Origin of the sequence: Nocardioides sp. IC4_145 (assembly GCF_011250565.1) — a bacterium.
Classification (GTDB): Bacteria; Actinomycetota; Actinomycetes; order Propionibacteriales; family Nocardioidaceae; genus Nocardioides.
In genome coordinates this window covers 59,722-81,294 of the sequence record NZ_JAANMS010000011.1, presented here as the reverse complement: position 1 = coordinate 81,294, position 21,573 = coordinate 59,722, and the positions used below count along the sequence as shown (strand labels likewise).

At 70.5% G+C, this 21,573-nt stretch carries 23 protein-coding genes; 18 read left to right on the top strand and 5 right to left on the bottom strand.

The window, feature by feature from the left end:
* Window positions 1-4: 4 nt before the first annotated feature.
* The 9 genes from G6553_RS07370 to G6553_RS07330 all read left to right on the top strand — a co-directional run bounded on the left by G6553_RS07370 (window position 5) and on the right by G6553_RS07330 (window position 8,454).
* On the top strand, window positions 5-937 hold the full coding sequence (locus G6553_RS07370; RefSeq protein ID WP_166190586.1) for a type II secretion system F family protein: 933 nt from the start codon (window positions 5-7) through the stop codon (window positions 935-937).
* On the top strand, window positions 934-1,848 hold the full coding sequence (locus G6553_RS07365) for a type II secretion system F family protein (protein WP_166190585.1): 915 nt from the start codon (window positions 934-936) through the stop codon (window positions 1,846-1,848). Before G6553_RS07370 ends, G6553_RS07365 begins: the two co-directional genes overlap by 4 nt.
* A 76-nt stretch (window positions 1,849-1,924) precedes the next feature.
* Window positions 1,925-2,128, top strand: coding sequence for a hypothetical protein (locus G6553_RS07360; RefSeq protein ID WP_166190583.1), 204 nt, complete (start codon window positions 1,925-1,927; stop codon window positions 2,126-2,128).
* Window positions 2,129-2,190: 62 nt separating this feature from the next.
* Window positions 2,191-2,541 (top strand): pilus assembly protein, encoded by a 351-nt coding sequence (locus G6553_RS07355; protein ID WP_307833543.1) that lies wholly within the window; start codon window positions 2,191-2,193, stop codon window positions 2,539-2,541.
* A gap of 47 nt (window positions 2,542-2,588) precedes the next feature.
* Complete coding sequence (locus G6553_RS07350) at window positions 2,589-2,987, top strand: TadE/TadG family type IV pilus assembly protein (RefSeq protein ID WP_207619471.1); 399 nt, start codon at window positions 2,589-2,591, stop codon at window positions 2,985-2,987.
* Window positions 2,984-3,436: a pilus assembly protein TadG-related protein gene (locus G6553_RS07345; protein WP_166190578.1), complete on the top strand. Its 453-nt coding sequence runs from the start codon at window positions 2,984-2,986 to the stop codon at window positions 3,434-3,436. The genes G6553_RS07350 and G6553_RS07345 overlap by 4 nt, the downstream gene beginning before the upstream one ends.
* Window positions 3,433-6,687 (top strand): LysM peptidoglycan-binding domain-containing protein, encoded by a 3,255-nt coding sequence (locus G6553_RS07340; protein ID WP_166190576.1) that lies wholly within the window; start codon window positions 3,433-3,435, stop codon window positions 6,685-6,687. The genes G6553_RS07345 and G6553_RS07340 overlap by 4 nt, the downstream gene beginning before the upstream one ends.
* 295 nt (window positions 6,688-6,982) lie before the next feature.
* Window positions 6,983-7,555, top strand: a complete 573-nt coding sequence (locus G6553_RS20645; RefSeq protein WP_207619470.1) for a hypothetical protein — start codon at window positions 6,983-6,985, stop codon at window positions 7,553-7,555.
* Between the two features lie 17 nt (window positions 7,556-7,572).
* Entirely contained in the window at window positions 7,573-8,454 is an 882-nt protein-coding gene (locus G6553_RS07330; RefSeq protein ID WP_166190574.1) for a hypothetical protein, read from the top strand.
* A gap of 915 nt (window positions 8,455-9,369) precedes the next feature.
* Here G6553_RS07330 and G6553_RS07325 read toward each other — a convergent pair.
* The 5 genes from G6553_RS07325 to G6553_RS07305 all read right to left on the bottom strand — a co-directional run bounded on the left by G6553_RS07325 (window position 9,370) and on the right by G6553_RS07305 (window position 11,979).
* On the bottom strand, window positions 9,370-9,642 hold the full coding sequence (locus tag G6553_RS07325; protein WP_166190572.1) for a hypothetical protein: 273 nt from the start codon (window positions 9,640-9,642) through the stop codon (window positions 9,370-9,372).
* The gene (locus G6553_RS07320; protein WP_166190571.1) at window positions 9,639-10,079 is read right to left on the bottom strand and encodes a MerR family transcriptional regulator; all 441 of its coding nucleotides are present in this window, start codon (window positions 10,077-10,079) and stop codon (window positions 9,639-9,641) included. The genes G6553_RS07325 and G6553_RS07320 overlap by 4 nt, the downstream gene beginning before the upstream one ends.
* Window positions 10,076-10,441: a hypothetical protein gene (locus G6553_RS07315; RefSeq protein WP_166190569.1), complete on the bottom strand. Its 366-nt coding sequence runs from the start codon at window positions 10,439-10,441 to the stop codon at window positions 10,076-10,078. Before G6553_RS07315 ends, G6553_RS07320 begins: the two co-directional genes overlap by 4 nt.
* 174 nt (window positions 10,442-10,615) lie before the next feature.
* Window positions 10,616-11,479, bottom strand: coding sequence for a bile acid:sodium symporter (locus G6553_RS07310; protein WP_347565567.1), 864 nt, complete (start codon window positions 11,477-11,479; stop codon window positions 10,616-10,618).
* A gap of 68 nt (window positions 11,480-11,547) precedes the next feature.
* Window positions 11,548-11,979, bottom strand: a complete 432-nt coding sequence (locus G6553_RS07305; protein WP_166190568.1) for a MerR family transcriptional regulator — start codon at window positions 11,977-11,979, stop codon at window positions 11,548-11,550.
* A 368-nt stretch (window positions 11,980-12,347) separates the two neighbouring features.
* Between G6553_RS07305 and G6553_RS07300 the strand changes: the two genes are divergently transcribed.
* The 9 genes from G6553_RS07300 to G6553_RS07260 all read left to right on the top strand — a co-directional run bounded on the left by G6553_RS07300 (window position 12,348) and on the right by G6553_RS07260 (window position 21,552).
* Entirely contained in the window at window positions 12,348-13,301 is a 954-nt protein-coding gene (locus G6553_RS07300) for a hypothetical protein (RefSeq protein WP_166190566.1), read from the top strand.
* A gap of 61 nt (window positions 13,302-13,362) precedes the next feature.
* Window positions 13,363-13,584 (top strand): hypothetical protein, encoded by a 222-nt coding sequence (locus G6553_RS07295; protein ID WP_166190565.1) that lies wholly within the window; start codon window positions 13,363-13,365, stop codon window positions 13,582-13,584.
* Window positions 13,581-14,429 carry a hypothetical protein gene (locus G6553_RS07290; RefSeq protein ID WP_166190564.1) on the top strand — a complete coding sequence of 283 codons (849 nt, stop codon included), beginning with the start codon at window positions 13,581-13,583 and terminating at the stop codon, window positions 14,427-14,429. Before G6553_RS07295 ends, G6553_RS07290 begins: the two co-directional genes overlap by 4 nt.
* A 38-nt stretch (window positions 14,430-14,467) precedes the next feature.
* On the top strand, window positions 14,468-14,761 hold the full coding sequence (locus tag G6553_RS07285; RefSeq protein WP_166190562.1) for a hypothetical protein: 294 nt from the start codon (window positions 14,468-14,470) through the stop codon (window positions 14,759-14,761).
* Window positions 14,761-15,654: a hypothetical protein gene (locus G6553_RS07280; RefSeq protein WP_166190561.1), complete on the top strand. Its 894-nt coding sequence runs from the start codon at window positions 14,761-14,763 to the stop codon at window positions 15,652-15,654. Before G6553_RS07285 ends, G6553_RS07280 begins: the two co-directional genes overlap by 1 nt.
* A gap of 1 nt (window position 15,655) precedes the next feature.
* Window positions 15,656-16,453, top strand: a complete 798-nt coding sequence (locus tag G6553_RS07275; protein WP_166190559.1) for a hypothetical protein — start codon at window positions 15,656-15,658, stop codon at window positions 16,451-16,453.
* On the top strand, window positions 16,450-18,444 hold the full coding sequence (locus tag G6553_RS22080) for a type IV secretion system protein (protein ID WP_166190558.1): 1,995 nt from the start codon (window positions 16,450-16,452) through the stop codon (window positions 18,442-18,444). The genes G6553_RS07275 and G6553_RS22080 overlap by 4 nt, the downstream gene beginning before the upstream one ends.
* A gap of 64 nt (window positions 18,445-18,508) precedes the next feature.
* Window positions 18,509-20,014: an SCO6880 family protein gene (locus G6553_RS07265; RefSeq protein WP_166190556.1), complete on the top strand. Its 1,506-nt coding sequence runs from the start codon at window positions 18,509-18,511 to the stop codon at window positions 20,012-20,014.
* Window positions 20,014-21,552: an ATP-binding protein gene (locus G6553_RS07260; protein ID WP_166190554.1), complete on the top strand. Its 1,539-nt coding sequence runs from the start codon at window positions 20,014-20,016 to the stop codon at window positions 21,550-21,552. The genes G6553_RS07265 and G6553_RS07260 overlap by 1 nt, the downstream gene beginning before the upstream one ends.
* Window positions 21,553-21,573: the final 21 nt, after the last annotated feature.

The following is a 21,573-nucleotide window of genomic DNA, read 5'->3' as shown; positions in this document are numbered from 1 at the left end:
CCCAATGTCATCGGGGTTCCTGCCCGCCGTGTTCGGCGCCCTCATCGTCATCGGCCTGATCGGCATGGTCTACGCGAAGATCCCGGCGCCGCCCAAGCCGCCGAAGCCAGCCCGGACCACCACCCCGTTCGGACGGCTCGGCAGCTGGTTCGTCCGTCTCGACCGTCGCACCCGAATGCTCATGATCGGCGGCGCCGTGGCCGGCCTCCTGGTCGCGCTGGTGACCGGCTGGGTGATCGCCATCGTCCTCGTCCCGGCCGCGATCGTTGGCATCCCGCTCCTGCTCACACCGCCGCCGGCCGCCGCGAGCATCGAGAAGCTCGAAGCGCTCGAGGAGTGGACCCGATCCCTGTCCGGCAAGCTGACCGCCGGGCAGTCCCTGCGCTCGGCGCTCATCAAGTCGCTGCAGTCGACACCGGAACCCATCGAGCGCGAGGTCGGGCTGATGGTCTCCCGGCTGTGGAACAACACCTCCTCCACCGAGGACGTCCTGCGCGCCTTCGCCGAGGACCTCAACGACTCCACCGGCGACGTCGTGGCCAGCCAACTGATCCTGGCCGCCAGCGGCCGCGGACAGGCCGGACTGTCGAAGGCACTGGACGCCCTCGCCGAGACCGTCGCCGCCGACGTCCGCGCCCGACGCCAGATCGCCGCCGACCAGGCCAAGCCCCGCACCACCGCCCGCACCGTCACCGTCATCACCCTCGGTGTGCTCGGCATCCTCGCCTTCACCGGCGACTACATCGAGCCCTACGGCACCCCATTGGGCCAGGTCGTCCTCGCCGTCCTGCTCACCGCGTACGTGGCCACCCTGCTCTGGATGCGCCGGATGGCCGTTGCCAAGCCGCTCCCGCGGTTCCTCGACCTCCAGGCCCGCAACGCCCACCGCGCCGCCCAGCGCACAGCGCACAGCGAGAAGGAAGGAGCACTGGCATGACCGGCCTGCAGCTCGCGCTCGCCAGCGGCACCCTACTCGGACTGGCCCTCGCCCTGCTCGTGTGGCGCCTCGCGCCCTCCGACCCCGACCTGGTCGACGCGCTGGATCGGCTCTCGCCCGACCCCGTCGTGCCCCGCCGCGGCGCCCCAGGCGTCGACGAGGCCGGCACCGACACCGGCTCGGCCGTCGACCGGATCGGCCTGTGGGCGATGAAGAACCTTCCGGGCGGCGCGTGGGTACACACGCCCCACAAGGACCTGGCCATCCTGCAGATCAGTGAGACCCGGTTCTACGGCGAGAAAGTCGTCTGGGCCCTGCTCGGCCTCATCATGCCGCCGCTTCTGGCCACCTTCTTCTCGCTGATCGGGCTGCCGCTGCCGTTCGCGATCCCCACGCTCGGGTCGCTGGCCCTGGCTGCCCTGTTCTGGTTCATGCCCAACTACAACGCCACCGACGACGCCAAGAAGGCCCGCATCGAGTTCAACCGGGCCCTCGGCGCCTACATCGACATGGTCGCCACCGGTGTCCGCGACGGATCCAGCGGCCAGCAGGCGCTGCGTTCGGCGGCCGAGGTCGGCGACAAGTGGGTGTTCAAGCGGATCGAGAGCGAGCTGCGCCGCGCCCGATACATGACCCGCGCACCGTGGGACTCCCTGCACAGCCTGGCCGACGAGCTCGGCGTCCCCGAGCTCGACGACCTCGCCGACATCATGCAGCAGTCCGGCCAGGACGGAGCCCAGATCTACAACAACCTCCGGGCCCGCGCCGCGGCGCTTCGCTCGGCGATGCTCAGCGCCGAGCTCGGCAAGGCCAACGCGGCCTCCGAGCGCATGTACATCCCGGCCAGCCTGCTCGGCATCGTCTTCATGGCGATCCTCGTCACCCCGTCGATGCTCCGCTTCGCCACCTGACCGACCTAACACCGACCCCTCGCACCCGGGTCACCCCAGACCGCAACCGAAACCAAACCAGGAAGGAAGAACCCCGATGTTGAAGCTCTTCATCGCCCTCCAGATGGCGGCTCTGACCGTGCTCGCATCCCTCGAGGACCGCGCGACCAGGCAGCGCGACGAGCGCGGCTCGGTCACCATTCAGGAAGTGCTCTGGGCGGTGGCAGCCATCGCGATCGTGGCCATCGTCGTCGCAGCCATCAAGGCCTTCGTGACCAGCGAGTCCGGCAAGATCAAGTAGTCAGGACCGGCTCCGTCATGTTCGCCAGCTCTCAGCGCCGCAGCCGGGACGAGCGCGGGTCAGTGACCATCCAGATGGTCTTCCTGATGCCCGCGCTGTTCCTGCTGATGTTCCTCGGCCTCCAGGGAGCCCTGTACTACCACGCGAAGCAGGTAGCGCTCGCGGCCGCGCAAGAGGGCGCCCGCGAGGCAGGCAGCGAGACCGGAACCCGCGAGTCCGGTGTCGCCACGGCGAACACCTTCCTCCACGATGCCGGCGGATCCGACGTGATGACCTCCACCAGTGTTTCCGGATCCCGGACCACCACAACGGCAACGATCATCGTCACCGGCAAGTCGCTGAGCGTGATCCCCGGCTGGCAGGTGACCGTCAGGCAGAGCGCCAGCGTCCCGGTCGAAAGGCTGACCGAATGACCTGGCGAGTTCATGATTCCCGACGCCGCCGGGACGAGCGCGGATCCGTGGCCATCGAGGCCGCGATCGGCGTCCCGGCCTTCGGCCTGTTCATCGCGATGATCATCCTCGGCGGACGCGTCGAGATCGCCAAGCAGTCCGTCGAGGCCGCCGCCTACGAGGCAGCTCGGGCAGCGTCCATCGAGCGGACCCAGAGCGAGGCGATCAGCTCCGGCAAGTCCGCGGCCAACAGCAGCCTGAACGACCAGGGCCTGCAGTGCGCGACCACCAGCGTGACGGTCAACGCCGCGGCGTTCAACGCCCCGCTGGGCACCACCGCCCAGGTGACCGCCACGGTGACCTGCAAGGTTGACGTCGCCGACCTGGCCATCCCCGGTCTGCCTGGCACCAGGACGATCACCGCGACCGCCAGCAGCCCCGTCGACGCATACCGGGAGCGCCGATGATCAGCCACCTGCGCCGCCTCCTCGGAACGCGTCGTGCGCGCGATGAGCGCGGCTCCATCAGCGTCTGGTTCGCCACCGCGTCCTTCGCGATGATTGTCCTCGTCGGGATGGCCGTCGACCTCGGCGGCAAGGTCCACACCCAGCAGCAGGCCCGCAGCGCCGCTGCCCAGGCCGCTCGCACCGGCGCCCAGGAGGTCCAGGGCTCGACCGCGGTGCGCGGCGAGGACCTCCGGGTCGACATCAACGCCGCCAAGGCCGCCGCCCAGGACTACCTCCACGCCGCCGGCGTGGAAGGGACCGCGCGCGTCGTCAACGGCGACACCCTGATCGTCACCACCACCGACACCTACACCAGCAAGTTCCTCGGGATCATCGGCCTGGACTCCATGCAGGTCACCGGGGAGGCGTCCGCGCGGCTCATCCGCGCCGAAGGAGGCATCGAACGATGACCACGCCCCACCCCACCATCGGCCAGCGACTCACCGGCCTCGCCGCCTCGCTCGCCGTGCTGGGCATCGTCCTCGGCCTGCCCGCCCTCTTCCTCGCGATCGGCGCCAGCCCGATCCCCGACCAGATGCCCACCCTGGACAGCGTCAAGAACGCGCTCCTGGCGCCCGACGACGGCACGCTCGTCCTCGGCCTGTTCAAGGTGATCGGCTGGGTCGCGTGGGCCTTCATGGCTCTCAGCCTCGTCGTGGAGGCCATCGCAGCGCTCCGCAAGGTCCAGGCACCCCAACTGCCCGGCCTGGGCAAGCCCCAGGCCGCAGCGCGCGGCCTCATCGGCCTGGCCGCGCTGCTGTTCATCGCCGCCCCCATCGCGGCGCAGGCGACCACGATCAGCTCGGCCGCCGCCGCCCCGGCGACGGTGGGGCACGTCACCGCCGGCGCCGACCACGCTGCGCAGGCACCCGCCCGCCAGGACGTCAAGGCTGAGACGACGCAGGAGCGCCAGGGACCCAAGACCGTCGACCACGCAGTGAAGCCGGGGGAGAGCCTCTGGTCGATCGCCGAGGACCACTTCGGCGACGGAGCCCGCTACAAGGAGATCGCTGAGCTCAACCGCGACCTGCTCGGCACCCAGCCGAGCTTCCTCGAGCCCGGATGGGTGCTCAAGCTGCCGGCGCCCGCCGATGCAGCACCGGCTCACGGCTACACCGTGCAGCCCAACGACACCCTCAGCGACATCGCGCAGGACAAGCTCGGCGACGCCGACCGGTGGCCGGAGATCTACAAGGCCTCCACGGCTATCACCCAGCCCGGCGGAGTCCAGCTGACCGACCCCGACGTGATCGACGTGGGCTGGAAGCTCAACATCCCCGGCGCCGAGACGCCGACCGACGACCGGCAGGACCAGCCGCAGCCGCGCGAGGACAAGCCGCAGACGCCAGCAGAGCCCAGGGACGAGCAGCCGCCGGTGGACCCGCCGGCCGAGGAGACCCCGCCGGTCGCCGAAGAGACCCCGGCGCCGGAGACCGTCGCACCCGAGGTCCCCCGGGCCGAGGAGCCGGCGGCACCGGCCGCCGACGTCGACCAGGTCGACGACACCGACGACTCGATCCTCGAGGCACCCTGGGTCCTCGCCGGTCTCACCGGCGGGGGCGTCCTGCTGTCCGGAGCCCTGCTCATGGCCCTGCGGTCGCGCCGGCGCTCCGCATTCCGGAACCGGCCGCCCGGCCGCGCTATCGCCGCCCCGCCGCCCGAGCTCGCGCCGGTGGAGATGACCCTGAACGCGACCGGCACAGCCGCGGCCGCCACCGTGGAGTTCGCCGACGAGGCCCTGCGCCGCCTCGCGGCCGCGGTCGGAGCCCAGGGCACCACGATGCCGCCGCTCGCCGCGGTGGAGCTCGCGCACGGCAAGCTGACGCTGCACCTCAGCGCTCCGGCCGCCGTCCCCGCTCCCTGGGTGGGCAGCCCCGACCAGACCCACTGGCACGTCACCACCGACACCGCGTTCGAGGACCTCGGCCCCGACACCGGCAACGTCGAACCGCCCTACCCGCTGCTGGCGACCATCGGCATGAGCGACACCGGCGAGACCTGGCTACTGAACTGCGAGGAGCTCTCCACTCTGACCATCAGCGGCGACCCCACCTACGGCCGCGACTTCGCCCGCCACCTCGCCGCCCAGCTGGCCGTCAACCCGTGGTCGCGCCGCGTCCAGGTCGACTGCATCGGCGTGGCCGAGGAGACCGTCGCCATGGACGATCGGATCACCTACTACCCGACCGGCGCGGCCGGCACGCCCGCAACCGCGGAGATCCTCGACGCGGCGATGACCACCGTCGAGCGGGCGAAGCGACACGACACCGACGTGTCCACGGCCCGCACCGGCAGCGTCGACGACGACACCTGGCCCGCGCGGATGCTCCTGCTGGACGCCGCGGCCGGAGACCCCGCAGACCTCGAGCAGCTGCTGCAGCTGGTCAACGACCACGTCGGCCAGTCCGCGACCTCCATCGTGGTCGCCGGCGAGCGCCCCAACACCCCCGGCGCCCTGCTGCACATGACCAACACCGGCCGCGTCATCCTCGAGCACGCCGGCCTCAACCTGATCGCAGTCGGGCTCACCAGTGACGAGGCCCGCGGCTGCGCCCTGGTCTACGCGCAGAGTGAGATCCCGGAGTACGTCGACACCCCGGTGGACGAGACCGCCACCGACGGCTGGGAGGCCTACACCGACTCCTCCGGAGCCCTGCGCCGCGAGTACACCCTGCCGCGCAACACCCCCGAGGATGCTGTCGACGAGCCGATGTCCTCCCTGCTCGAGGGCGAGGACGAGGAGTACATCCGCGAGAGCGCCATCGTGCAGGAGGACCTCGAGGCCCTGGCCCCCAAGGTCCCCGCCCACGTCCGCGCCGAGGTCGAGGAGAAGGACCCCACCCTCGACCAGGACATTGCCGACTGGTTCTCGACCGACTGCGACCGTCCGCGGCTCACCCTGCTCGGCCCGGTCACCGCGCGCACCCACGGCAAGGCGCTGGCCAAGCGCAAGCCGTACTTCACCGAGCTGCTGGCCTTCCTCGCCCTGCACCGCAAGCACGGCGCCACCCGCGAGCAGATCCGCGAGGCGTTCTCGATCTCCGACGGCAAGGTGCGCGACTACACCAACATCGTGCGCGACTGGCTCGGCACGAACCCCCGCACCGGCGAGGACCACCTGCCCTACGCAGACAAGGCACCGGCGGCCAAGCTCACCGGGGTCAACGTCTACCAAGTCGACGACGGCCTGCTCGTCGACCTCGACCTGTTCCTCCGGCTCCGCAAGCGCGGCCAGGCCCGCGGCGGCGCCGAAGGTGTCGCCGACCTGTGCACCGCGCTCGAGCTCGTCGGAGAGACCCAGCCGTTCAGCCAGCTGCGCGAGGAAGGGTGGGCCTGGCTCGCCAACGAGCCCGACCGCGTCGACCTCATGGCGGGCGGCTGGATCGCCGACGCCGCCCTCATCGTCGTCACCGAGGCCCTCGCCGCCGGCGACCTGGTCAAGGCCCGCTCCGCGGCCTACGTCGCCAACCGGGCCGACCCCGACGGCGAGAGCACCCGCCTGTGCCTGGCCCACGTCATGAAGGCCGAGGGCGACCAGCTCGAGGCCGACCGGATCCTGCGCGAGGAGATCTGCAACCGGTCCGACGACGGCGACGCGCCCATGGAACTGTCGGAGCGCACGAAGACAATCATCCGTACGCACGGCTGGCTCGCGAGCTGACTCGGGGAAGGGAGCACCAGCACATGGCAACGTTCGACCAGGAGCTCAGCGGCCGCTACGCCGCGGCCGGCGCCGACCACGCAGACCTCGACGCCCGCCGTATCGCCCGGGCCGTGTTCGTGCGCGACACCATCCGAACCCTCTACAACGCCGACAAGAAGTTCGGGGTTCGACCCGGCCGACAACGGCTCGCTCGCCGAGCTCGTCGACGCCGCCGAAGAACACCTCGAGCACATCGCCAACGACGTCAACCAGCGATCCGTCATGGCCCGCCCACCACAGGAGGAGACACCGCATGAGGAAGTACCACTCCGCACTCGGGGGAGTGGCCCTCGCCCTCGCCCTCGCCCTGGCTCTCACGGGCTGCGGCGGCGACGACAACGAGCCCACGGTCCAGGAGACCCCGAGCCAGTCCTCATCACCGACGACGCCCACCGCCTCGCCGACTCCGAAGACAGATGAGGAGAAGGCGGCCGAACAGCTGACGAAGTACCTCGAGGCGCGCGACGACTTCTACCGTGCCGTCACGATCGGCTTCAAGCGCCTCAACCCGGTGGCAACGGGGGACGAGTTCCTCAAGATCCAAGAAGCTGTTGTCACCCTCAAGCGGTACGACATCAAGGTCACGGGGGAGTACGTGCACACGCTCGCCGAGCCGCGCCGCCGATCGGACTCGATGATCCTCATCATCGACTGTGAGGATCGAACGGACGTCGTGGAGCGCAACAAGGACGGCAAGAAGATCAAGCACACCGATCCGAACGGTGACCCGCTGCGCAACCCTGTTCCGATTGAGTACACGGTCGTTCGTGACAAGGGCGCGTGGAAGGTCTCCAACTCCGACGTCAAGTGGGATCAGTCATGCTGAGGCGCATACTCGCGCTCGTGCTGGCGGTTCCCGCGGCGTTCGTTGTCGTCGTCTTGACCGCCACGAGCGCGAGCGCGGACTGCCAGGAGATCTACAACCCGGAGACGGGTCAGTTCGAGCTCGACTGCTCGGACGGGGGCGGTGACCCAAGCGGTGGCGGTGGGGACCCTGGTGGGGGCTCTTCCACCTGCAACTACAACGGTCGGGAGATTCCGTGCACGGGCCCCGGTGGTTCGGTGTGGAGCAGCCTGCACGAGTGCTGGATCGGTCCTTCTGTTGAGGAGCTGGGCGAGAATCTCGTTCCGCCGGATGGGCAGACGAAAGAAGACGGCGCCTGGCACGTCTGCTACTTCCCGCCGCCCGGGTCCTCCTGGGAGTACACGTGGGTGCAGACGGGTGAAGTCGGCATCGATCCGGTAGTGCTCGCTAACCGAGCGATCGCCTCAATGGACTTGGACCCCATCAAGATCGGCATCGTCCCTGAGTCAGGTCCGAACCGGGCCGGCCTCGTCGGGCTGCCGGTGTGGATGTGGGTCGACAGCCCGACCGACGACACGTTCGGCCCGATCACTGCATCGGCCAGCGAGGGGTCGGTGTCGGTCAGTGCCACCGCCAGCGTCTCCAGCATCGTGTGGGACATGGGTGACGGGACGAAGGTGACCTGCACCGGCAAGGGCACACCGTACGCCGATCACTACGGCAAGCAGGACTCGCCGACCTGCGGGCACCGGTACGCGAAGATGTCGACGGACCAGCCCGACGGCGCCTACCAGGTCACTGCCACGAGCCACTGGGTTGTCGAGTGGACCGGTGGCGGCCAGTCCGGAACCATCGAGTTCGACCTGACCACCGACCCGCTGCCGATCCGCATCGGCGAGGCCCAGGTGCTGACCCAGTGACGGGCAAGGCCATGGAGAACGTCTGGGCTCGCCTCACCGAGCTCCCAAGCATCCCGCCGCGGATAGGTCTGTTCGCGGGGCTTGCCGAGTGGCTCAAGCGGGGAATCGACCCGCGGCCGCGGATGTACGACATGGCGCCAACCTGGCGGGCGTTCCAGGCCGGCCTGCTCCAGCCCGGGAACCCGATCCAGTACCCCAGGCTGACCGGGTGGGCTCTCGACGTTGGCCAGGGCCGCGACGTCCGCATCATCGACGCGCCAGAGGGTGAGTTCGTCGCCGAGCCGCCGGTGGTCGTGGAGGGCGAGTTCGTTGACGACCACCCGGCCGAGTGGATCGCACGTCTGGCCCGCGAGGAGAGGCGATCGTGGCCGTGGGGGAGCAGGGGCCGGGCGGCTTCTCGACCTTCGCTGAGTGGAGCGCCACCTGGCACCTGGGCATCGTTTCGGTCGCGACCTACATGAGCCCACGCGGCGTCGGCGTCACCCCCTAGCTCCCCGTCAGCAACAGGTCCCCGTCCTCGAGCAAGGACGGGGACCTGTTCTCGTTTCTCCGGGCGGATCGAGGCGGGACGGCTCGGGAGATAGCCGGCCGGGTGGGGTGCCCGATCCAAGGGGAAAGCCCCAGGCGTCTCGGGTCACCTGGGGCTCTGGCGCCAAGTAGAGCACGCCCCGTCGCGGGGCGGCAGAAGAACCGGAAACTTCGCCGCGGCGCCGCCGGGGGTGGGCGCTCACCTGCTCGATCGCGGCCGCGACAGTGCCCGGTAGGCGCAGCTCGACCGGGCATTTCGGGTGTCGAGATGCAGCGAAGATTGGCAGCAGCTCAGCGGGCAGAGTTGTCGAACCGGGCCTGATCACATGGACTCGTCAAAGTAGGGATTGCAGATCGAGCGATGCGGTGCGCTGTGGCTCGCGAGGCTCAGGAGTCGGTGCCCCTGGTGGTCAGCTCGAGGTCAACCGGACCGGGCGGCGTGGGTCCGCAGGTCGCCGCGCGGCTGCGGCGCCGCTGGGTCAAGTAAGCGAGCGCTGCGCCGGCGGCGACGACTACACCGAAGACGGCCCCAGCGAACACGAATGTGGCGACCGTTGCGGCGGCACCGGCGATACCGAGCACTGCGAGGATCGGTGCGGCACAGCACACGGCGCAGGCTGCGGCGCCGGCGCCAAACAGGTGGCGGTCCTTGAAGTTCACGCGGTGCTCGTTTCGGGTCGGGTCGTGATCTGGACGAAGGGGATGGGACAGCAGTCGGATTCGGCGCACTGGATGAGGTCGTCGCAGCCGGCGTCGCGGGCGGCGAGCAGGCTGGCCCTGATGACCTGGAGGTCTGCGATCTTCTGTTCGACCTCGGCCAGCTTCGCCTCCGTTCTCGCTTGCAGCCCCGACGGCTGGCGGCCGTGGTGGTGACGGCCGGCTTCTAGGAGTTCGGCGACCTCCTCCAGGGTGAAGCCGAGGTTCTGAGCGGCCTTGATCACCCGGAGCGTTGTGACGGTGGTTTCTGGATAGAGCCGGTGCCCTCCGGGGCTGCGGTCGGGTTCGGCAATGATGCCGCGGCGCTCGTAGTAGCGCAGCGTCTCGACGTTGACGCCGACGGCTTCGGCGACCTGTCCGGCCCGTAGGGCGCCTGTCATGCGGGGTCTCCGGTCCGGGTCTTGGCGCGCGTGGTGAGCGCGGCGAGGACCTCCTGGTGAGCGGGGGCGGTTCCGATGCTCAGCGTGACTTTGCCGCCGGCGATGGCGAGGTCGAAGTCGAAGAACGAGCAGCAGCCAGTCTCCTTCACCGCCAGCGCGGCCGCTCGGCTCGCTGCCTGCGCGTCGGGCCGGAGTGAGAACCGGGTCCGGGTTGCCGACTCCTCAATCACGTCGAGAACGTCGGTGGCGAAGAGGTCGTCGAACTCCTGGCGGCGCAGTGGTTGCTCGACGGTGGGAAGGGTGCAGGCCGCGGCGACCCAGTTGTCGTCCTCGATGGTCAGGTTCGCTGTCTCGGTGGTCATGTCTACGACGGTAAACCCGGACCTAGGTACGGAATGCAAGCCTGACTTCTTGGCTTGTCTATCTCGTTGAAGACGTGGCGGGATCTGGGTTTCGGATCAGGTGCGGGACGAGGCGGATGTAGGCCAACATCCCGATGAGCTCGACCAGAGTCTGGGTGACCACGATGGCCGGTGTCACGGCGTACGCCGCGGGCAGCGCCAGAGCGAGGGGACGACCAGAGAGTTGCGGGTGGCGCCGCTGAACACCAACGCGCGGGACTGGCCGACGTCGAGGCGCGCAAGGCGGGCGGCCGCGAGCCCGAGGCCGCCCATGACGACCAGGAATCCGGCGTAGATCGGGACTACGGCCGCGATGTCCCCAAACCGACCCTCGAGCTTGGGCACCTGGCTGCCGACCACGACGAACAGCGTCGCGGCCATGAGGGGCACCATGGCTGCGGTCATGGCCGAGGTGATCGCTTCACCGGCACGATGGCGACCGGCGAGCGCCTCGGTCGCCCACGCGAGCCCCAAGGGCAACGCGATTAGGATCCCGAATGCTTCGAGGAACGGGCCGACCTCGACGATGTCGGCCAGGTCGGAGCCGACGAACATCAGGAGCAGGAGCGGCAGTGCTGCCATCTGCGCGAGCATCAGCAACGGGGACGCGGCGACCAGTCGCTGGCTGTCGCCGCCAGCGAGGCCAGAGAACACGATGACGTAGTCGATGCATGGGGTGAGCAGTGTCAGGAGCACCCCCAGCAGCACCGCGCGCTCCAGCGATACGACCGAGGTCATGGCGGCTACCACGAGCGGCACGATCACGAAGTTCAGTACCAGCACGGTGGTCAGGAAGCGGGTGTCACGGAACGCGGCGGCAACCCTGGTGAACGGCACCTGCAAGAACGTCGCGTAGAGCAGCGCCCCGAGCACGGGGTAGATCGCCACCTCGAGCGGGTGGGACAGCTCCGACCAGGCGAGGCCGGCCGCGGCGCCGCCGGCCAGGCCGCCGAGGTAGATCGTGATCTGGTGGCGCTCGAGGGCTTCGACGGCAGACACGTAGGAGGACCTCTCGGTGGGCGTGGTCGGATGGCCCGGGCTGGCCAGGCGATGGAGGAGTTGAGCGGCTAAGGGCGGGGCGGCTCGCCGGCCGCGCGAAGGAACCCGCACTCCGGATCGCAGGGAGCAGACCGGTCGGGCAGCGCGTCGAGCTGGTCGAGCGAGTCCACCAGGACTCTGGCGAAGGCCTGAAGCTCTGCGATCTGCTCACGGACCTCGTCGAGCCGCGTTGCGATCTTCGGGCGGAGTTGCGACCTGACCTCGGTGCAATGGGCTCGCGCGCGCAATGAGAGCAGGTCCCCGATCTCATCCAGCGGCAGCCCGACGTGCTTCGCGGCGCGAATGAAGGTCAGTCGATCCAGAGCGTCGTCATCGAAGAGCCGGTATCCCGACTCGGAGCGCTGGGCTTGAAGCAGACCCGCTGACTCATAGAACCGCACCGTCGTCGCTGGCACCGCTCCCGCCGCGGCGAGCTGCGACACCCGGTACTGACCTGTCATGAGCCCAACGTAAACCTTTGACCTGACTGCAAGGTCAAGGCGCTGGGCCACGTGGCGATGCGATGCCCTACGCGACTTGGGCGGTGCTGCCCCGATCTGCGTCGACGGCCCCAAGCGATTGTCGACTCGCTCAGTAGAGCTTGACCTTGACAGCGAGTTGTCAAGATTCCCTGCATCTCGACATCGGGGCTGCGCAAGGGGTCGGCCAGAAACTTCTTCAACTTTCGGGGGGACGCACTCTGACCTGCGCAAACGCGCGTCCCCCCTCAGCGTCCCCCTCGAGATCAGGGAATTGGGGGGACGGATGCGGGGACGCCCGCTCGCGACCTTTCTGCCGTGCACAGCCACGGACGAAAGGAGCGAGTGCGATGAGTGTGGGCGACCAGCTCGGCCTCGACGACAACAGCGAACTGCTCGACCAGGCCCGCCAGAAGTGGCCGGCCTGGGTGGCCACCGATCCGCGCATCGGCGTGGTCGACAACTTCGACGACCTGCGCTCCTGGTTGCCGACGGTGGACCACGAAGAATCCGACCAGGTCCTCCTGGCGCTGGCCATGCTGGCCGCGCCCGACGGGGGTGACGACATCGCGGCTGCGGCCGCGCTCGCCAAGTGCCTGCTGCCCGGCGCCTGCCGGCTCGCTGGCTGGCTGAGCACCCTTCCGCCGCGCGAGGTCTTCCGCGACGGCCAGCCGGTCATGGCGGGCACCTGGTCGGCGGTCGAGCGGGTCGACGAGCTGGTGGCCTCGCAGCTGTGGATCGAGGTCCGCACGTTCAAGTGGCGCCGGCTCCGGAAGGTCGCGGCCAACATCTTGATCAACACCCGCGTCGGCGTGCTCCGCGAGGTCGGCGACTTCTTCTACGTCTCCCGGGCCGACCGCACCTGGGCGAACACGACTCTCGTCGAGTCGTTCTCGGCCGGCGACCTGACGAGCGCCGACGGCGGCGCCGGCTACTCGGCCGAGATGCCGACCGAGCGGGTCACCGGCGCGCTGTTCCACCGCCCGGAGATCCTCGCCGACGCCGGACCCGAGCAGGAAGAGCCCACGGCCACCGAGGAGCTCCTGGAGCTGCTCGCGTGGGCGTGCGACCACGAGGTCATCAGCCCCGCCGACCGGTACCTGCTGCTGTGCTTGGTCGAGGAGGCCGACCGGGTCGAGACCCGGCGTCTGGCGCGCGGCTACGGCGGCCTGCTCAGCAACGAGGTCTCCAGCCGGGTCGCGCCCCGCATCGGGGTCTCGGAGGCAACCGTCCGACGCCACGGCTCGCGCACCGTCCGCGCCCTCGCCGCGGCCGCCCCCAGGAAGTTCGGCCATGACGAATAAGCCCGGAAGTGATCGCTCGAACCGCCCCGCAACTCATAGGCGACTGGAGGTGGTGAAGCCCATGACAAACACCCAGGACGCCGGCGAGAGCCGGACGCCGGACCAGATCGCGGAGCTGTTCGCGATCGCCGGCCGCGAGATCGAGGCGATCGAGCAGCTGACCGGCTGCGTCGCCCAGCTGCACGAGGTGCAGGCCGCCAAGGCACAGCTGGCCAGCCTGACCCCGGCCGCGGTCCGCGCCGCGCTCGAGTTCCGCCGCGGCGGCCTCGGGGAGGCCCAGTGAGCACCCAGACCTCGAGCCGCCCGGTCGGCGTCGACGAGCTCAAGCGGGCCTGGAACGCGGTGAGCGCCGGCGAGTTCCGGACCGGCCCCGGCGCCGGCAAGGGCCCCCGCGGCCGCGGCACCGCCGCCGCGGACGACTGGACCCCGGCCGACGGCGAGCACACCATCGCCGTGATCGGATGCGCCGGGTCGGTCGGGGCCAGCACCGTCGCCCTGGCCGCCGGCCTGGCCGCAGCCAGCCCGGTCCGGGTCATCGAGTGCTGCTCGGTCACCGCATCCGGTCTCGCCGCGGCCAGCACCGCCGAGCTCGGCCTGCACCCGACCGACTGGCGCCAGGGCAAGCGCGACCACGTCCTGCTCGAGCGGGCCAGCGAGGTCCTCGCCGGCGTCGATGAGGTCCCGCTGCCCACCGAGGCCGAGCACGAGACCCAGCTGACGATCCTCGACGTCGGCTGGGAGGCCGGCCAGCTGCTGGCCACCGACTGCTGGCTCGCCGAGGCCGTCCGCACCGCCGACCAGGTCGTCCTGGTCACCACCGCGACCGTCCCCGGGATGCGCCGCGCCGGTGTCGTCGTGGACCTCCTCGCCGGCCACTGGCAGCCCGGGCAGATCACCCTCGCCGTCCGCGGCCCGCGCCGCAAGAAGTGGCCCCGCGGCCTCGAGCACGCCGGCGGCCCCGCAGTACGTCGCGCCCTGGACGCGGACCGGTGCGTGGAGATCCCCGAGGACCGCGACCTCGCGGTCAACGGCGTGGACTCCCGGCCCGTCCCGGCCCCCCTGATCTCGGCAGCACGTCAGCTGCTCGAGCCCCAACACCTGTCCACCGACACCAGCGAAAGCGCCTGACCCGCCCGGGTCAGCAACCCCAGAAAGGAAGTCCACCCATGGACGTCATGACCGCAATCCTCCCAATGGCCGCCCAGGTCTGCCCGAAGGCGCCCCCGGGTGCCGTCGGCCCCACCAACGAGATCACCAGCTACGTGCTGTGGGGCGTCGTCGTCCTGTTCGGTCTCGGCATCATCATCGCGATCGGCGCGATCATCGCCGGCCGGGTGTTCTCCCTGCCGCACGCCTCCAAGGTCGGCGTGATCTCGGTGGTGGTCGTGTTCGCCTGCGCGATCGCCTACCTGGTGCTGCCCGGGATGCTCAACGGGATCCTCGGCAAGGGCTGCATCTGATGCGGCGCGCAGCCACGAAGAAGGCAGAAGGCACCAGCGAGTGGAGCCGGCGCCGGCTGCTCGGCATCCTGGCCGCCGCCGTCGCCGTGGCTGTGCTCCTGCTCGGCGGCCTCGTCTACGCGGTCTACCTGGCGATCGCCGGCATCGGTGACGAGGCCAGCGCGAAGACAGGCGTGGCCACCGGGGAGACCGAGCGCTCGACGGTGGCCGGCGGTGCCGCGCATCGCGACGAGATCGCGGCCGAGCCGATGCTGACCGTGCCCGAAAGCGCGGCCTTCCCGACTCAGAGCACTGGGACCACCGGCGCCAAGGCCCCGGAGATCAAGATCCCGACCGGGACCGGCGTCAACGGGCCCGCGTTCGTGATGACCGGGTTCCCGCGGACCCCGGAGGGCGCGATCGGCCAGCTGGCCCAGATCGACCTCGCGGTGCTGCAGTCGATGAGCCTGAGCACCGCCGAGGAGGTCTACAACGCCTGGGCGCTGCCCGGTGGGGTCCGGGCGGAGGACTGGTGGCTCACCGCCAGCGTCCGCGCGTTCCTCTCCAGCACCGGGATGGGCGAGGTCAAGGACCCCAGCGCCTCGGTGTCGCTGGAGCCCGCCGCCGCGCTCGTCAAGGGCACCGACGGCCCCGACTGGGCCACGGTCTGCGTGCTGATGAAGGTCAGCGCCACCTACAAGTCCGAAGGCCAGATCGCCTTCGCGCACTGCGAGCGCATGCACTGGGTCGGCGGTCGCTGGATGGTCGCCCCCGGCGCCCCGCCGGCACCCGCGCCCGCGACCTGGCCCGGCACCCAGCTGGCACACGAGGCCGGCTGGCGCACCTGGTCCACCGACCACACCACCGAACCCACCAACCCCGGCGACGACGGACACCACGAAGGGGAGCACTGAGATGAGCAACCGCATGAACGACTCGATGGGGGAGTCCCGCACCACCCTGCTGCGCGTGGGCGTCCTGGTGGTGATCGCCGCACTGGTGGCGACCGTCGTCTGGCTCGGAGCGCGCGGCCGGACCGACGACAGCGGCGGCACTGACAAGACCAGCGGCGACTCCTCGAGCCAGACCGGGCAGCAGGGGCAGAACGTCTCGGTCGACCAGGTCGCCCCGGAGACCGCCCCCGCGGACGGCGTGGTGATCCCGACCGGCGCCGAGGTGGCCGACGGCTACCCGACCCGGTTCCCCCAAACCGACCTGGGCGCGGTCGCGCTGCAGGTCGAGGTCGCCAAGGCGCAGGTCGGGTTCGACTACGACCAGGCCGCCGCCGTCGCCGGCCTGTACGCCAACCCCGAGGACAAGGCCGTCTTCGAGCAGCGAGCCCGCGACGCCGTCGCACTGCGCCGCCAGCAGGCCGGCGTCCCGAAGGAGGGTGACGTCTCCCCGCCCGCGTCGTACGCCGTGACGCCGATCGCCTACACCCTCGAGGAGCTCGACACCGGCTACTACGCGGTGAACCTGCTCAGCTACGTCACCCTCACCACCGCCAACGGCAAGGTCAGCGACGGGCTCTACGCCGGCACCCAGCTGATGCTGTGGATCGAGGTCGACGGCGTGAGCGACTGGCGCCTGGTCCAGGGCAGCGATGAGGACATCGAGCACCTGGTCTCCACCGGCCAGCCCAAGGCGGTCGCGCCCGGCACCCCGGAGTACAAGCAGGCCGGCTGGATCCCGATCAACGGAGCCCCCCAGTGACCGCCGGCGACCTCTTCCACCGGCTGACCCGGCTCGGCATCGGCGCCCTGGCGGTCCTGGTCCTCACCACGCTCCTCGGGGCGGCCATGGCCATCAAGCCGCCCGCCACGGCCGCGGCCGAGCCGCCGGCCGCCACGGCGCACGTCGCCACGGTCGAGATCGCCGGCCAGCTGCCGGCCCGCAACGTCAAGATAGGCTGCCCCGGCCCCGACGCGCTGTGCGACCTCGGCGGTGACGCCGTCGACTGCGCCAAGGACCCGATCGACTGCGGCAAGGACGCAGCCGGCGAGGTCAAGGACGGCGCCGGCAACCTGATTAACGGCGCGGGCGACGTCCTCGACGGCGCGACCGGGCTGCTCCCGGACGGCTGCGGCATCCTCGACGCGATCTGCGACGGCGGGTTGCCCGGACTCCCGGGCCTGCCCGGAGTCCCCGGGATCCCCGGCATTCCTGGACTCCCGAACGTCGGCGACCTGTTCGGTGGCGGCATCCCCGGCCTGGGCGACATCCCCAACCCGTTCGAGGCGATCGGGGACGTAATCGCCAAGGCCGCGGCCGATGCCTGGACCGGGGCCATGCTCGCGGTCTGGAACTCCGGCCTGTTCGTGCTGCGCATCGTGCTCACGTTCAGCGAGCTGTTCTTGACCCCCGACCTGCGGGCCGACGGACCGGGTAAGGGCGTCTACGCCTTCACGCTCTGGTTCGCGCTCGCCCTGGTGGTCATCTTGGCGATGATTCAGCTCGGTGCTGCCGCCTTCAAGCGCGAAGGGAAGGGGCTCGCGCGGGCGTTCATCGGCGCCGGTCAGTTCGTCTTGGTCTGCGCCTGCTGGTTCGGCTACTGCGTGATGATCGTCGCCGCGTGCGGCGCCATCACCAAGGCGCTGATGAAGTCGCTGCTCAAGGTGCAGACCTGGCCCGACTGGGACCCCTTGGGCGGCCTCGGGATCGACGACATCACCGATGCCGGTGTGGCCACCGCGCTCGCCTTCCTCGGCATCTTCCTGTGGCTGGCCGCGATCGGGCACGTCCTGGTCTACCTGGCCCGCGCGGCGTCGCTGCTGGTGTTGACCGCCACCGGCCCGCTGTCGGCGGCCGGGCTGGTCTTCGACTTCACCCGCTCCTGGTTCTGGAAGTCGCTGCGGTGGTTCCACGCCGCGGCGTTCACCCCGGTGCTGATGGTGATGGTGTTGGGCATCGGCGTGCAGTTCGCCAACGGAGTGGCAGCGCACCTCGCCGACGACACCGCCAAGGCGTTCGGCACCGCCCTGCCGGCGGTGATGACGATCCTGATCAGCGTCGTGGCGCCGCTGGCGCTGTTCAAGCTTCTGGCCTTCGTCGACCCCGGCACCCCCAGCGGGGCGTCGTTCCGGCAGGGCATGGCCATCCAGGGCGGCCTCCAGGGCCTGCTCAGCGGTGGCGGTGCCGGCGGCGGCTCCGCGGCCGCGTCGACCGCCGACGGCAACGGCCGCTCCTCGGGTGAGCAGAGCGCCGAGGCCTCGACCGGCGACCGGTTCAACAAGTCCACCCAGGGCGTGCTTGGCAGCTTCGGCCCGGTCGGGCAGGCGCTGTCGACCGGCATGGGCTGGATCAACTCCGCCGGCGCCAAGGCCACCTCCCTGATGTCGGACGAGGCCAACCAGGCCGGTGTCGGGCAGAGCACCTACGGCCCCGATTTCAGCGGCATGGGTGGCCGCCAGTCCGGTGGCCAGTCGGGTGGCCGGTCCGGCGACCAGAGCAGCGGCACGCACCCCGGCTTTCACCACAACGGCGACGGCGACCCGCTGCCGAACCCGCCCATGCCGCCGGCACCTCCGACTCCGCCGACGCTGCCCACCGGTGGCGCACCGGGCAGCGGCTCGGGTGGCGGCCAGAGCGGGTCCGGAGGAGCCGCAGCTACGCCCAAGACTCCCGCCGCCGGTGGCGGGGGAGCGGCCGGCGGCGCCGGCGGGGCTGGTGCGGCCGCCGGCGGGATCCCACCGGTGGCGGTGTAGCCGATGCGCCCCGCGACCTGCCCGCAGCCGCGATCGACCTCTACTGACCCGGAAGGAAGCGACGATGACCATCTACGTCGACTACCAGCGCGACCGCATCGGCTGGTTCTTCGGCCTCTCCGGAGGCCAGCTGATGTTCCTGGCGCTGGCCAGCCTGCCGGCGTTCTGGGCGATCAGTCGCGGAGCGTGGTTCTCCGCGTTCCTGTTCGCGCTGGTCTGGCTGTTCCTGCTGGGCATCACCGTCATCCCGGTCCGGGGCCGCTCGGCCACCGGCTGGGTGTTCGCCTCGAGCATGTACGCCGTCGGCGGGCTGCTCGGCTGGACCTCCTTCCGAGCCAAGGCGGCCCAGGGGCGCGCTGAGGACCTCGACACCCCCGACCTTCCCGGGGTGCTGCAGGGCATCAAGATCCACGACGGCCCGCCGCACGGCTCGCAGCTGCAGCGCGGGGGAGTGATCCACGACGACGCCACGAAGACCTGGGCGGTCACCGCCGCGGTCGTCCACCCCGGCATCGGCATGAAGGACACCGAGGAGCGCAGCCGCTACGGCGAGGCCCTGGCCGGGCTGCTCGACGTCGCCGGCCGCACCGAGAAGATCGACGAGATCCTGTTCATGATCCGCACCGTCCCCGAGGACGGTGCCGAGCGCGAGTTGTGGGTCACCAAGCACCGCCGCGGCAACGCGCCGGAGCTGTCCGAGGTCGTCAACAGCGACCTCGCGGTGGGCCTCACCCAGGCGTCGGTGCGCACCGAGCAGTTCGTCACGATCGTCGTCCCGGAGACCCGGATCGCCCGGTCGGCCAAGGAGTCCGGTGGCGGGTTCGAGGGCCGATGCCGCGAGCTCTACCTGCTCATGGCCGAGATCGAGGCCCAGCTGCGCGGCCCGATGGGCATGACGTCGGTCCGCTGGCTCACCTCACCGGAACTCGCCCTGGCGTCCCGGACCGGGTTCGCCCCCGGCGACCGCGCCAGCATCGTCGAGGCCCTCGCCATGCGGGAGATGGACCCGAACGTGAAGGCCGACGTGCCTTGGGCGCTGGCTGGCCCCTCGGGCGCCGACGCGACGGTGCGGCACTACAGCCACGACGCGTGGAACTCGATCAGCGCCACCATCAAGCTCCCGACCCGCGGCGTCGCGATGGGCGCACTCGCGCCGATCCTCACTCCCAGCGAGTCGGGGGAGCGGCGCTCGTTCGTTGTCGCCTTCCCGATCGTGTCCCAGTCCAAGGCCGACCGGCAGTCCGGCAACGCCGAGTGGGCCGCGGACCTGGCCGAGGGCATGAACGAGAAGCTCGGCCGCAAGACCCGTGCCAAGCAGCGGGACGAGGCCCACAAGGCCCGCGGCCTGGACGCCAAGCTGGCCCGCGGCAACGCGCTGGTCCGGCCTTACGCGGTCTGCACCGTCACGGTTCCCAAGACGCTGCGCATCACCGAGTTCGGCCGCCGCCTGGACGCCTCGATCCGTCGCGCCGGGTTCGCGCCGCTGCGACTCGACCTCGCCCAGGACGTCGGCTTCGCCGCCTCAACCATCCCCGTCGGGATGAGCCTGACCCGGAGCGGAGACGCCTGATGCCCGCCACCACCCGGCGGAACCGTGGCAGCGGCCGCGACATGGCCGCCCTGCTGTCGGACTTCGGCCACGACCTGCCCACGATCCCCACGCTCGCCCCGGAGGCCAAGGAGCCCCGGATCTTCAAGTACGCCCCGCGCCGCGGGGCCGCGCGCCGCGGCCGCGGCTGGGCGCCCGCCACGGCGCCGGCGCAGGCCTGGCGGATGACCAGCGACCAGGCGCCGGTGTTCTGGCCGTTCGTGTCCGCGCCGGCCCTGCCTCCGACCGGGGCGCAGATGGGCGTCGACCAGCTCTCCGGCGGCTCGTTCTACTGCGACCCGTTCGGGTGGGTGCTGCGCGACGACGTGTCGGCGACCAACCCCAACATCTTCCAGTTCGCCAAGCCGGGCACCGGCAAGTCCGGCACCACCAAGGCGTTCTGCACCCGGATGATGCCCTTCGGCTACCGCACCCTGGTACTGGGTGACCCCAAGGACGAGTACGAGTCACTGTGCCGCGCGCTCGGCGTCGAGCCGTTCGTCATCGCCCCCGGCCTCTGGGCACGAATCAACCCGCTGGCCATGGGCCCGCTCGGCCACAACTGGGAGAAGCTCTCGGCCGAGGAAGCCCAACGGCGCGCCACCATCATCTTCAAGCGCTGGCTGGTCCTGATCCGCGGCCTCGTCGGCAGCATGAAGCTCGACGACCAGCGCCGAGTGCCGTTCGGTCCCGACGAGTCCGACGTCGTCCGGAACGCGCTGGCGATCCTCACCGGCTACGCCGCCGACAACACGGTGCTGCAGGAGACGACCATCCCGCGGCTGTGGGACCTGCTCCGCAACCCCACCGAAGAGCTCGTCCGCGCCTGCGAGTACGCGAACCCCCGCGTATTCCTTGACGAGACCCGGCTGCTGCGCAACGCGCTCGGCGAGCTGGTCACCGGCACCCTGGCCGGCCTCTTCGACGACTTCACCAACATCGAAGTCGACTGGCGCGCCCCGATCCAGTCGTTCAGCCTCTCCCGGCTCGACGGCCTGGGCGACGAAGCCGTGGGCATCGCGCTGCTGTGCATGAACTCCTGGGGCCGCGGCCTGCGGGAGATCGCCGAACCCGGCGACCTCCGCATCGTCGTGCGCGACGAGGTCTGGAAGCAGATGCGTCTCGGAACCGCCGCGGTGGCCAGCTTCGACGCCGACCTGCGGCTCTCTCGCGGCATGGCCGGCAAGGGCGGCGACATCCAGTTCTGCAACCTCCACAAGCCCTCCGACCTACTGTCCGTCGGCGACGCCGACTCCCAGGCCGCGATGATCGCCAAGGACCTCCTCGAGCTGGCCGACATCAAGATCCTCGGCGCCCAGAAGCCCCGCGTCGCCCGCGAGCTCGACTCCATGCTCGGGCTCGGCCCGATCGCCCAGGACCTCGTCTCCGGGTGGGCAATGCAGGACAAGGGTCGCGCGCTGTGGTGCATCGGTGACGCCACCTACAAGGTCCAGACGGTGCTCCACCCGCTGGAGAAGAAGCTCTACTACACCAACGAGGCCATCGAGGCCGCCGCCTGAGGGCGCTCTGGACTGACCTGT